The 13,307-nt window shown below is 33.9% G+C and carries 9 protein-coding genes and 2 pseudogenes; 9 read left to right on the top strand and 2 right to left on the bottom strand.

Annotated elements, in window-relative coordinates; all coding sequences use genetic code 11:
• The first annotated feature begins 194 nt into the window (after window positions 1-194).
• Both dpaA and dpaB read left to right on the top strand, forming a co-directional pair.
• Complete coding sequence (gene dpaA / locus ACFCYN_RS07640; RefSeq protein ID WP_098117466.1) at window positions 195-1,094, top strand: dipicolinic acid synthetase subunit A; 900 nt, start codon at window positions 195-197, stop codon at window positions 1,092-1,094.
• A pseudogene (dpaB, locus tag ACFCYN_RS07635) lies at window positions 1,094-1,519 on the top strand (dipicolinate synthase subunit B); the annotation flags it as partial. The gene dpaA and the pseudogene dpaB, both read left to right, overlap by 1 nt.
• Window positions 1,520-1,549: 30 nt before the next feature.
• Here dpaB and ACFCYN_RS07630 read toward each other — a convergent pair.
• Window positions 1,550-3,046 carry a recombinase family protein gene (locus ACFCYN_RS07630; protein ID WP_375948511.1) on the bottom strand — a complete coding sequence of 499 codons (1,497 nt, stop codon included), beginning with the start codon at window positions 3,044-3,046 and terminating at the stop codon, window positions 1,550-1,552.
• A gap of 129 nt (window positions 3,047-3,175) precedes the next feature.
• On the opposite strand from ACFCYN_RS07630, the gene ACFCYN_RS07625 reads away from it, so the two are divergent.
• From ACFCYN_RS07625 to dapA, 6 genes and pseudogenes are all read left to right on the top strand, one after another.
• Window positions 3,176-3,352 carry a cell division protein FtsZ gene (locus ACFCYN_RS07625; protein ID WP_172445226.1) on the top strand — a complete coding sequence of 59 codons (177 nt, stop codon included), beginning with the start codon at window positions 3,176-3,178 and terminating at the stop codon, window positions 3,350-3,352.
• 522 nt (window positions 3,353-3,874) lie between these two features.
• Window positions 3,875-4,408 (top strand): hypothetical protein, encoded by a 534-nt coding sequence (locus ACFCYN_RS07620; RefSeq protein WP_375948509.1) that lies wholly within the window; start codon window positions 3,875-3,877, stop codon window positions 4,406-4,408.
• 143 nt (window positions 4,409-4,551) lie between these two features.
• Window positions 4,552-4,734 (top strand): annotated as a pseudogene (gene spoVFB, locus ACFCYN_RS07615) (dipicolinate synthase subunit B); the annotation flags it as partial.
• A 183-nt stretch (window positions 4,735-4,917) separates the two neighbouring features.
• Window positions 4,918-5,961, top strand: a complete 1,044-nt coding sequence (gene asd, locus ACFCYN_RS07610) for an aspartate-semialdehyde dehydrogenase (protein WP_172445224.1) — start codon at window positions 4,918-4,920, stop codon at window positions 5,959-5,961.
• Between the two features lie 25 nt (window positions 5,962-5,986).
• Entirely contained in the window at window positions 5,987-7,216 is a 1,230-nt protein-coding gene (dapG, locus tag ACFCYN_RS07605) for an aspartate kinase (protein ID WP_172445223.1), read from the top strand.
• Window positions 7,217-7,236: 20 nt separating this feature from the next.
• On the top strand, window positions 7,237-8,130 hold the full coding sequence (gene dapA / locus ACFCYN_RS07600) for a 4-hydroxy-tetrahydrodipicolinate synthase (protein WP_375948507.1): 894 nt from the start codon (window positions 7,237-7,239) through the stop codon (window positions 8,128-8,130).
• A 56-nt stretch (window positions 8,131-8,186) separates the two neighbouring features.
• Here the strand turns inward: dapA and ACFCYN_RS07595 are convergent, their stop codons facing one another.
• A complete protein-coding gene (locus tag ACFCYN_RS07595; RefSeq protein WP_375948550.1) occupies window positions 8,187-9,719 on the bottom strand; it encodes a multicopper oxidase family protein in 1,533 nt (510 codons plus the stop codon).
• Between the two features lie 415 nt (window positions 9,720-10,134).
• On the opposite strand from ACFCYN_RS07595, the gene ppsA reads away from it, so the two are divergent.
• A complete protein-coding gene (gene ppsA, locus ACFCYN_RS07590; protein WP_375948505.1) occupies window positions 10,135-12,747 on the top strand; it encodes a phosphoenolpyruvate synthase in 2,613 nt (870 codons plus the stop codon).
• The last annotated feature ends 560 nt before the right edge of the window (window positions 12,748-13,307 follow it).

Here is a 13,307-nt window from a genome sequence, read left to right as displayed (position 1 = left end):
AACAAAGGTTAAGGATCCTCTTTTATTTTTTCTGATAAATACTTTTTGATTACTGGGCCTTAATTTTAGAAAGAATCTTCACCAATGCAAAGGAAGATTCATAAGATATTTAGGAGAAAGATGTTAGGCGGTAGTCCTGCTTACAAATTATTAATTTCCATTTACCATAGTGAAGTAAAGAAGGTGAATGCTGCATGTTAACTGGCTTGCACATTGCTGTTATTGGCGGGGACGCCAGACAGTTAGAAGTTATTCGGAAGTTAACAGAGTTAGACGCAAAAGTAACATTAATAGGTTTCGAACAATTAGATAGTGGTTTTACAAGTGCATCAAAAGAATTAATGGCAGATGCTAATTTTGAAGATCTAGATGCAATTCTTCTACCAGTACCAGGTACGAATATTGAAGGAGTTGTTGATACAATTTTTTCAAATGAAAAAGTTGTTTTGACGAAAGAAATATTAGATAGTACTCCAGCTCATTGTACGATTTACTCCGGAATCAGTAACTCTTACTTAGATAGTATAGTTGCAGCTTCAAATCGAAAATTAGTAAAATTATTTGAACGTGATGATGTAGCAATTTATAATAGTATTCCAACTGTTGAAGGAACAATTATGATGGTAATTCAACACACTGAATACACGATTCATAATTCTAAAGTAGCGGTATTAGGTTTAGGTCGCACAGGAATGAGTGTCGGAAGGACCTTTCATAATTTAGGGGCTAAAGTAAAAGTAGGCGCTCGTAAATCTGAACATATTGCAAGAATCGTTGAAATGGGCTTAGAAGCATTTGAATTCAAGAACATTGAAGAAGCCTTAAAGGATGTTGATATTGTTATTAATACAGTTCCTACTTTAATTGTCACTGCAGGGGTCATTTCAAAATTACAGCCACATGCGCTAATTATTGATTTAGCTTCAAAACCTGGAGGAACAGATTTTCGTTATGCTGAAAAAAGAGGTATTAAAGCATTATTAGCACCAGGTTTACCAGGAATCGTTGCTCCTAAAACAGCAGGGCAAATAATCGCAAACGTACTAACACAGCTATTAAAAGAAGATTTAGAGAAAAGGAAGGAGCAATCGTAATGAGTTTAAAAGGTAAGAAAATAGGATTTGGAATTACAGGTTCTCATTGTACTTATGAAGAGGTCGTACCCCAAATTCAAAAATTAGTCGATGATGGAGCTGACGTATATCCTGTAGTTACATTTACAGTAAAAAGTACAACAACAAGATTTGGTGTAGGAGAAGACTGGATCAAAAAAATTGAAGAAATAACAGGGCGTAAAACAGTTGATTCAATTGTAGGAGCAGAACCATTTGGACCAAAAGTACAATTAGATTGTATGGTAATTGCACCTTTAACGGGTAATTCAATGAGTAAGTTTGCTAATGCTCAAACTGACAGCCCTGTATTAATGGCAGCTAAAGCTACTTTGAGAAATGGAAACCCTGTTGTTTTAGGTATTTCTACAAATGATGCTTTAGGTTTAAATGGAACTAATTTAATGTGACTTAGATGATAATACCAAACACCAAAATCATTTTGGTAGCTTCGGATAAAGAATAATACTAAAATCATCTAATTTTTGATGTGTTTCTTTTTGATATTCAACCTTAATTAGGATTGATTTCAGTAGACGATTTTTAAGTTCTATATCAGTTGTTTTGAAATATAAATCTAGCACGTTTTCAACTGTTGGAATCACTTGCTCTTTAAACTGTTCTCTTTGTTGATATTTTGACAATTCTTCTACTATTAAGGTCTTACTATTTGAGAGCTCTTTAAAACGATTAGAGAGTATCTCAGAGCGTTCAATATAAATGGATTCATCATAAACTCCACGTTCTAAAAAATTAAATAAATTATTTTTTTGTTTTTCTACTTCCTTTAAATCATTTTCGATTTGCTTAAGTGCTTGTTTTTTTAAATTAATAACTTCAAAGTCGTTGATCTCTAATAGATTTTTAAAACTTAGTTTATACTCTTTTAACCAAATTTCTAATCCTTGTAATATCCTCTCTTCAACTAAATGAGTATAGGAGGACCGAGTATTACAGCGGTTATTTGTACAAACAATTTGTCTAGGTTTTCCTTTCGGATAGCGCTGCTGTAATTTTGAACCACATTTACTACAAAAAATTAATCCAGCTAGTTGATTGCTTAACTTACTATTATAAGGAGCATGATAACGACTACCTAAAATTTCTTGTGCCGAATTAAATACTTCGTTATCGATAATTGCATCATGTTTTCCATCAACTATAAGCCACTCAGATTTAGGCTTTCTTACACCCTTGCCATTTTTTTTATTCCAGGTTATTTTACCAATGTAAGTAGGATTTTTTATCATTTCAAGAATAGAATGATAGCTCCACTTCTTACCCGAAAAAGAAGGTATATTCATTTGATTTAATCGGTTCGCAATCTCAGTTGCACCAATCAATTCTTTTGTATACCATTCGAAAATACTTTTTACTACTGTTGCCTGTTCAATATTAATACTTAAAGAACGAAATTCTTTTGTTTCATATAAATCATAGCCATAAGGAGCAAAAGTTCCGATGTAATTGCCTCTTTGAACTGATAAAATACGACCTCGTTGAAGTCTACGAGTAATAATTTTCAACTCTTTTCGAGCCATAAAAGCTTCAAATTCACTATATTCTTCATCGAACTCATCATGTAGATCATAAGTCTTTCTAGGCGTAATAATTTTTGTTTTGGAAGATTTAAAGGTTTCTAATATAATTCCTTGTTCCTTCATATTACCGCGTCCAAGCCGATCCATATCCATTACAAGTACACCATCATATTTAAATTCTTCGACCTCTTGTAAGAGCTTAAGCATTTCCGGCCGATAAACAAGTGATTCACCAGAAGCAATTTCCTGCCGAATACAAATTATATTTAACTGACTATCTTGTGCGAATTTTAAAAGCTGCTCTTTATGTTTTGATAAAGTTTCACCTTCACCACGGGCTTCAGCATCAAGATCCGCACGACTTTTCCGTAAATACAAAGCAACACGTTTCATTTATTTTTCACCTCTTAGACTATGTATATGTCTAATTAAGGAATTAATTAATTTGTGAAGCTCTCGTAACCTTATTAAAAGATTGGTTAGTCCGTATCCAAACGAATCATATAATAAATTACGGGGGTGGTGAAACTGAGCAAACAAACAGAATTTACTGCTACCTATCAATTTGGAAAAACAAAAGTCAATATCATTGCACCTATTGATGTATCGGAAGAAAATAAAATAAAAATCCTCGAAGAAATCCACCTAATTGGCTGGAAAATTATTAAACAAGAGTTGGAGAATAAGGATGATTATTAAACTAGAGGGTGTCCCGATAGTGTGATAGGGATAACCTCTTTTTTGTGTTTTTAGGAATTATCTCATTAAATATCCATAAATGGAGCTCGTATAATCAACTCTTATTGAAAAAAACCACTTAGATACCCTCACACTTTCCTTTATGACAAGACAGTCAAGATCGCTAATGTGTCGATTAAGATTTTTGGACGGCCACTTAAATTTAACAAACCTTTAGATACGATGCCTCCAGCCCTTGTTAGACTATATTTTTTATCCTTTTACAACGGTAAAAAACTAAATATGCAATCATTTTTTCTGAAGATATAATAAAGGCCATGACACTAATATGACGATACAAGTAGTTGAATAGTATTGCTAGTTTGTTACGGGATAATGAGCACCGAAGATAGACCAATTACGAAAGAAGCGAGCGTTTGGCGAGCAGTCTAGGACAGATTATTCAAAAATCTGTCATTTTTTTTACAAAAGGAACGTATTTATGGTGATAGTGAGTTTAAATATTCATCATAGAGAGGAATGTTGGTTATTATCGAATATCAATTCAAAAAACAACTAAATAAAGTGGAAAAACTGATTGAACAAAAACATGCCGAGCATTTAATTTCAAATGTTAGAATTAGAGATGTGTTGGAGCTAGCTTATAAAAATTGGACATTAGATTATGCCAAATCGGTAGTTGCTTTAAATCTAACAAATGGTGAATTAATAGGATACTCAGTAAGTAGTTCACAAAAACATCATAGAAGTGATTCTCAGATTGTCATTTTTGAACTCGATGCAAATGTTGACGTGGAGGATGTTTCCGTATTGTTAGGAAATATGGGAGTGAAAGCTGTACGATCATTCTTTGAAATTGACGATGAAACTTTTTCAAATAATATGTTTTTTTGGACTGAATGTTATTTGAGGTTTCATAATTTAACAATTAAATCGATTAGAGATAGCTTTTTAAGAGTACTCTATAATGATTACAAACAAACATTTTATAATACTTGCATTAAAAAACAATTGAATTATGTATACTCTTACTATTATGTTAACAATCATCAATAGGATGAAATTGCATTATTCATTATTTTAACTGCTTTCTTGTTTCAATCCCCAATTAAATCCTTTATGATACTTCCTTTTAAGTCAATTTATATGTCCCATATAAAACGATAAACTGATTAAATAGGTATTATCCTCTAAGCCATAATTTAATGCGTTTAATGAGTACAAAAAATATATATTTTATTCCCTTTGGTCAAGACGATCCTGTAAAAAAACCAAATTCATTAGTAGCAAGAATGGAAGCATTACTTGATACAGTTAAATCTTCAATAGAAGGAAAACAGCTTCAACCAGTTCTAGTTGAAAAATATCGTGATCTACAATAATTATTTTAGAAAAAATAATACTGAATTATTTTTTCTATGTTAGAATGAAGAAAATTGAGTATGTGTCATTAGGATACATACTCGTTACTATGAAAATAATTATTCAAGCGAAAACCTTTGAATATCAACTTCATTTGACGTAAACTATTTAATAAAAGTGAAAACAGGGATGGTGCAAAAAAAGTGGGGAATAAACAAAGTTATGTAGTAGCTGTAGTAGGTGCGACTGGTGCAGTTGGACAACAAATGATTGCAACATTAGAAAAAAGAAATTTTCCAATTAAAGAAATTAAATACTTATCATCAAAACGTTCTGCAGGAACAAAGTTATCATTCAATGGGCAAGAAGTTATCGTACAAGAAGCTACTCCTGAAGCATTCGAAGGTGTAGATATTGCTTTATTTAGTGCTGGGGGATCTGTATCGAAAGAACTAGCTCCAGAAGCAGTAAAAAGAGGAGCAGTTGTAGTAGATAACACTAGTGCTTTCAGAATGGCTGTAGATGTGCCATTAGTTGTACCTGAAGTAAATGACAAAGATTTATTTAATCATAAAGGTATTATTGCTAACCCTAACTGTTCAACAATTCAAATGGTTGTTGCACTTGAACCAATTCGTCAAACAATTGGTTTAAATAAAGTAGTAGTTTCTACTTACCAAGCTGTTTCAGGTGCTGGAGTTACAGCGATTGAAGCGTTAAAGGATCAAGCTCAAGCTTTCTTAAATGGCGAAGAAGCTACTCCATCAGTATTACCGGTAAAAAGTGGTGAAAAACATTATCAAATTGCTTTTAATGCAATTCCACAAATCGACGTATTTACTGAAAATGGATATACTTATGAAGAAATGAAAATGATAAATGAAACTAAAAAAATCATGCATTTACCTGAATTACAAATTAGTGCAACATGCGTAAGACTACCTGTAATTTCTGGTCATTCAGAGTCAGTATATATTGAAGTTGATAAAGAAGTATCGGTAGAAGAATTAAAATCACTATTAAGTGATGCACCTGGAATCGTTTTACAAGATGATCCAGAACAACAACTATATCCAATGCCATATTACAGTATTGGAAGTAATGAAGTATTTGTAGGACGTATCCGTAAAGACTTAGATAATCCATTAGGATTCCATTTATGGATTGTATCAGATAATCTGTTAAAAGGTGCTGCTTGGAATTCAGTGCAAATTGCTGAAAGATTAATTGAGTTAAGCATCATTTAGTGAAAACTGCTAGAGAGGTGCAAGAATGAAAATATTAGTCCAAAAATTTGGTGGGACTTCAGTACGTGATGAAAATGGTAGAAAGCACGCACTTAAGCATATAAAAAAAGCGTTAGAAAATGGTTATAAACTAGTAGTAGTTGTATCTGCAATGGGACGAAAAGGTGAGCCTTATGCAACGGATACACTATTAAATTTAGTTGGTGCCAAAAAAAGTAAAGTTACTCAACGAGAACTTGATTTATTAATGTCATGTGGAGAAACAATTTCATCAATTGTCTTTTCAAATTTATTAAATGAAAATGGTATTCACGCTATGGCAATGACAGGAGCATCGGCTGGCTTCAGAACAAATGATGAATTCGGTAATGCGAAAATTTTAGATATGAAGTGTGGCCGATTATTGAAAGAATTAGAAAACTACGATGTAGTAGTAGTTGCAGGTTTCCAAGGATCAACATCTAATGGTGATACCACGACTTTAGGTAGAGGTGGAAGTGATACATCTGCTTCTGCTCTTGGTGTTGCAGTAGGCGCAGAAACAATCGAAATTTTTACCGATGTTGAAGGCGTAATGACAGCCGACCCAAGAATTGTAAAAGAAGCTAGACCATTATCTGTTGTTACTTATGCAGAAATTTGTAATATGGCATATCAAGGGGCAAAAGTAATTCATCCTCGAGCTGTCGAAATTGCAATGCAAGGAAAAGTACCTATTCGAATTCGTTCAACGTATTCAACTAGTTTAGGTACACTAGTAACATCGAATCCAACACAGCGAATCATTGGTGAAGGTATTCATGATCGATTAATTACAGGAATCGCACATGTACCTAATGTTACACAAATTAGAGTAACATCAAAGGAACATACATTTGATTTACATTCTCAAGTATTTAAAGCGATGGCAAATAAAGGAATAAGTGTAGACTTTATTAATATTTCTCCAAATGGTGTTGTATACACAGTGAGTGATGAGGTTTCTACTAAAGCAATTGATGTACTAAAAGGAATTGGCTACGAGCCTTCATACACTACAGGTTGTGCGAAAGTATCAATCGTTGGAGCTGCAATTGCTGGAGTACCTGGAGTAACTTCTAAAATTGTAACAGCACTTGCTGAAAAAGGAATTCAAATTTTACAATCAGCAGACAGCCATACGACTATTTGGGTACTTGTAAAAAATGAAGATATGGTCGAAGCGGTTACGGCACTTCATGATGCATTTGAACTTAGTTCAGTTAAAGTGGATTAATATTTGATCGGAGTGGAACAATGAGTAGATTTGGTAAAATTTCAACAGCAATGGTAACTCCTTTTGATTCAAAAGGTAACATTGATTTCGCAAAAACAACAAAACTTGTGAACTACTTAATAGAAAATGGGACTGATTCAATCGTAGTATGCGGTACAACTGGTGAATCTCCAACTTTAACGACTGAAGAGAAATTAGCGTTAATCAGTCACGTTGTCTCAGCTGCAAATGGTAGAGTACCAGTAGTAGCGGGTACTGGAAGTAATAATACACGTGAAACAGTAGAATTAACTAAAAAGGTTTCAGCTTTAGGCGTAGACGCAATCATGGTTGTTGTACCTTATTACAATAAACCAAACCAAGAAGGTCTATATCAACATTTTAAAGCTGCAGCAGAAAGTACTGAACTACCTGTAATGTTATATAATGTACCAGGAAGAACAATAGCTAGCCTTTCTGTAGACACAGTTGTAAGACTTGCAGAAATAAAAAACGTAGTTGCAATTAAAGATGCGACTGGTAACTTAGGTATCATGACAGAAATTATTGATCGTACTCCTGAAGATTTTGAATTATATTGTGGCGATGACGGTTTAACGTTACCAGCATTTGCAATTGGTTCAAAAGGAACTGTTTCAGTAGCATCTCACGTGTTAGGAAATGAAATGCAGCAATTAGCTGAAAGCTTCTTCACAGGAGATATGGCTAAAGCACAATTCTTACACCGTAAGCTTTTGCCATTATTTGATGGATTCTTCATGGCTCCAAGCCCAAGTCCAATCAAAACAGCTTTACAAATGAAAGGTTTAGATGTTGGTGGTGTTCGTTTACCACTTGTACCACTTTCAGAAGCTGAGCGCACAACATTAAGTATTCTAATTAACAAATTAGACGAAGCATTACAAAAAAATTAATACTAAAACCACTTACAATCCAATTATTTGGATTGTAAGTGGTTTTTTTTTTGCCACTATTGAATAACAATATATGGCCTCATCATTTCATAGTCCTCATGCTCTAACATATGACAGTGCCAAACATATAATCCTGTGAAAGGTCCAAACTTCATTATGATTCTAGTTACTTGGTTTGGATTAGACTGAACAGTGTCCTTCCATCCATTTTCTTGTGGTTTTGGTGTGATAGCTGGTCCTGTGTAATGAATGATCCTTTCTTTCTTATATTTTTCTACATCAAAATTTCTCCGGTCTACTATTTGGAAATCAATTAAGTGAAGATGGATTGGATGAGCATCAGGCGTTAAGTTAATTAAATACCATATTTCGGTCGAGCCTAACTTCGGGTTTTCAGAAATCGGCGCATCCCAGTGTTTGTTATCCAATAACATAATTTCTCGTCCGTATTGATCCATCTCGTGATTTAATGTGAGATATCGCTCCATTGAAACAGACCGTTCATTTATTTTTGGAATACTCATCATATAACCTGGGATCATACTAGTATCAATATTTGACAAAGGCAAAGTAACTCTAAACTGCATGATAGTCCCTGTATTTTCATCAACGGCATTTCCATCTGGAAACGGGGCAGGGGCATCGTTCTTTAGAATAATAGATTTACCTTCAAGATTCGTAAAATCAATGATGACTTCTGCACGTTCGGCAGGAGATAACATAAGTTCATTGATTCCAATAGGGTGCTGCATAAACCCACCTTCTGTTGCGATTTGATACATAAGCTGACCGGAATCAAGCGTAAATCGAAAAAAGCGTGTATTCGAAGCGTTTAGTAATCTGAATCGATATTTTCTTGGTTCAACATTAAAATAGGGATGCACTTTACCATTAACAACAATCGTATCTCCAACAAATTCAGGCAGAATAGACGTCTGCAATTCTTTGATAGGTTTATCTGGTTGATTTGGATAAAAAAGTGATCCATCATGATTAAAACTTTTGTCTTGTATCATAAGCGGAACATCATACTTCCCACTAGGTAAATTGAATAAATGCTCATTTTGATCACTTATTAAATAGAAACCTGCTAATCCAGCATAAACATTGAGTCTAGTAATACCAAGTGTATGATCATGGTACCAAAGTGTCGAGGCACAATCGCAATTATCATATCGATAAACTTGCTTTTTAAAATAACGGCCAACTTGAATAAAGTCCCTAGTAAACCAAGCTTCAGGATAACCATCGCTATCTGATTCAACACAAGCACCATGAACATGTACAACCGTACGTACTTCAGGTAGATCCATATGTGCACCGTGAACTGTATAGTCTATGGGGAACAAGTGCCGATCAGGAAGATGATTGATCCATTTAATAAACACTATTTCACCTGATTCAACTTGAATTGTAGGTCCCGGGTAACTACCTTCGTATCCCCAAACAGTTGAATCATCTAACTCACTATGAAGAGATTGCTTGAACTCCGTCATTCTTACTTCATAATAAGAATAAAAATGATCCTTCCAAAGAGGTTTTAAAATAGGTGGAATAGGGAGTTCATCAACAAATTTAGAGAGGCTGATTTTATTTGAACGTACGTTATTACTGATCGATTGGTTATTTATTAGAGGATTAGTACGTTGTTTATCGGAAAAATGATTAAAATTATGTGACTCACTGTTATTTATATTCATGCATTACCTCCCTTCCTAAATTATTCATATTCCTTTCTTATCTAAAAATTACATTAGATAAATAAAAGTTCAAAAGAGAGATTAGCTATTCTTTAGAGGGGGAAATATAAAACAGTAAAAAAAGTTGAAATCGTTTTTTAAAATGAAAAAGAGCACCCTGTATAGTCATTTAACAGAGTGCTCATTAATTTTATTTTCTCTTCCTACTTTAATTATACCATTTTATATCAAGTTAAAATAGACTGTTTATTCTCCCTTACTACTGCTAAAATCAAATAACAAAATTGGTTAGGAGAGATGTGTAATGAGTTCTTTAATTCTCGATTTTCTAGAAATTGAAAAAAATCAGCTTTTTCATGTTGGAGGTAAAGGGTTAAATTTAGGAGAATTATCAAAAATTCAAGGATTAAATGTCCCAAAAGGTTTTTGTATTACAACAGCTAGTTTTCAAAAAGCGATGGAAAAAAATGAATTGTATCATACTTTGTTAGAACAACTAAATATGGTAAAAGTAGCAGATCGAGATAAAATTGGAGAAATCAGCAGGGAAATTCGAGAAATCATACTCGATACAGAAATTCCTTCTGATGTTATATCAGCAATTACAAACTATCTTTCCGAGTATGAAGATAATCAAGCATTTGCAATTCGATCTAGTGCGACTGCTGAAGATTTACCACATGCGTCTTTTGCTGGCCAACAAGACACTTATTTAAATATCATCGGCAAAGAAGCAATCTTGCAGCACATTGTCAAATGTTGGGCATCCTTGTTTACTGACCGTGCAGTAATTTACCGTATTCAAAATGGATTTGACCATAGTCAAGTTTATTTATCCGTTATCGTTCAAAAGATGGTTTTTCCACATGCTTCAGGGATTTTATTTACTGCTGATCCTGTTACATCAAACCGGAAAATAGTATCAATTGATGCCAGTTTTGGACTTGGTGAAGCTCTTGTCTCAGGGATCGTTTCTGGAGATTGCTATAAAGTATGTGAAGGTGAAATCGTTAATAAAAGGGTAGCAACCAAAAAATTAGCAATCTATGGACGACCTGAAGGAGGAACAATAACACAACAAATCGAACCGGCACAGCAAAAAAATCAAACTTTGACTGACGAACAAATACTGCAACTAGCAAATATAGGAAGAAATATAGAATCTTATTTTGATAAACCACAAGATATTGAATGGTGCCTTGTTGATGACACATTTTACATTGTCCAAAGCAGACCAATTACAACACTGTACCCAATTCCTGAAGCGGATGATCAAGAAAATCACGTTTATCTTTCAGTTGGTCATAATCAAATGATGACTGATCCAATGAAACCATTGGGATTATCTTTTTTTATGTTAACGACTAAAGCGCCAATGCGTAAAGCAGGTGGGAGGTTGTTTGTTGACATTACACGCAATCTTGCTTCACCTACCGCCAGAAAAATGCTTATTGATGTAGCAGGAAACTCAGACCCACTTGTAAAGGGTGCATTATTAAATGTTGTTGAACGTGATTTTATTAAATTGACATCAGTTGAAAATAACGCACCGATTTCAAAACAAAACAATAAAGATTTATCGTCTACCGAATTTAAACCGCAAATAGAAAACGATCCTACGCTTATAACTAAGTTAATTAATAAGAATCAAGCATCAATCGAAGAGCTAAAGCAAATCATTAAATCGAAATCAGGATCAAATTTATTAGAGTTTATTTTAGAAGATATCCAAACATTACAGGCGATCCTATTTGATCCACAAAGCTCAGGAGTAATTAGGACTGGGATGGATGCCTCATCTTGGATTAATGAAAATATGAACAAGTGGTTAGGGGAGAAAAACGTAGCAGATACATTATCTTTATCGGTTTCTAACAATATTACTTCGGAAATGGGTCTTTCGTTAATGGATGTTGCAGATGTAATTCGTCCATATCCTGAAATCATAAATTTTTTACAACATGTAAAAGATGAAAACTTTTTAGATGAACTGATTAAGTTTAATGGTGGGAAGGAAGCAAAAGACGCTATCAATCATTATTTAAGCAAGTACGGAATGCGATGTGCTGGAGAAATCGATCTTACAAAAACGCGTTGGATCGAAAAACCAACTACACTTATTCCGATGATTTTAAATAATATTAAAAATTTTGAGCCTAGTGCAAGCAAACAGAAATTTGAGCAAGGGCAACAAAAAGCCTTGAAAAAAGAAAATGAGCTTATTGAGCGTTTAATGCTATTACCAGATGGTGAAAGAAAAGCAGAAGAAACAAAACGAGTTATCAGCATACTTCGAAATTTTATCGGTTATCGTGAATATCCAAAATACGGCATGATTAATCGTTATTTCGTTTATAAACAGGCTCTATTGAAAGAAGCTGAAAAACTGGTATTTACTAATGTTATTAATAATAAAGAAGATATTTACTATCTAACTTTTGAAGAACTTTGCGAAGTAGTGCGTACAAATAAACTTGATTACGAAATTATAAGCAAACGAATTGAAGAGTACAAATTTTATAATAAACTAACGCCACCAAGAGTAATCACATCTGATGGTGAAATTATTACAGGTGAGTATAAACGAGAAAATCTACCAACAGATGCGATCCCGGGTCTGGCAGTATCCTCAGGGGTTATAGAAGGACGCGCTCGCGTGATCTTAAACATGGAAGATGCAGATTTAGAAGATGGAGATATATTAGTTACGCCATTTACCGATCCTAGCTGGACACCATTATTTGTTTCCATAAAAGGCCTCGTTACCGAAGTTGGTGGACTAATGACTCATGGGGCAGTGATTGCGCGTGAGTATGGTTTAGCTGCGGTTGTCGGTGTAGAAAATGCCACAAAACTTATAAAAGATGGACAACGAATTCGAGTAAATGGAACAGATGGATATATTGAATTATTATAATGGCTGAACTACTTGATTTTGATGTTCTTTTGATTTTGTAAATGTCATTTCAGACCTGGAATTTGATAACTACGAAAAGAAAATGCAATCGGCCTTTTCGGTAGCCTGCCTCCTTCTATTATTAGAAGAGGGGGTCAGTTTGTTGAAATATGGGCCAAACATAATCATAGGTAAGTAATGTTGGTAGTAGTGGGCTTCCACTAAGGCTTGTTAAGAGTAAGTTTGTTTAATCATCTTGTATTTTTACGTACTCATGCACTTGTTATGAGTACGTTTTTTTTGAAATTTTAGCTAATATAGTTACTCATGACCTCTTTATGAGTAAGTGTTTTAGAGAATTTAGCAGTTTTAGTAACTCATGCCCCTTTAAGTGTTTTTGACCAGCATGCTTATTTTCTTACTCATGCCCCTTTCTAACCTCAATCTTCTACTACTTTAAAAGATCATCATTCTGTTCCATTTTTCATACCATTAGTAATTCGATTTTCCTATATAAGGAAGAATGTATCTTGTTTTACCTGTTCGGACTAGGATATAATAATTGTAAGATTTTGAACGGT

The organism is Gottfriedia sp. NPDC056225, from assembly GCF_042267765.1.
In the GTDB taxonomy this organism is placed as follows: domain Bacteria; phylum Bacillota; class Bacilli; order Bacillales; family Bacillaceae_G; genus Gottfriedia.
Note: the sequence above shows the minus strand (reverse complement) of the source record. Positions and strands in the feature narration are given on the sequence as shown.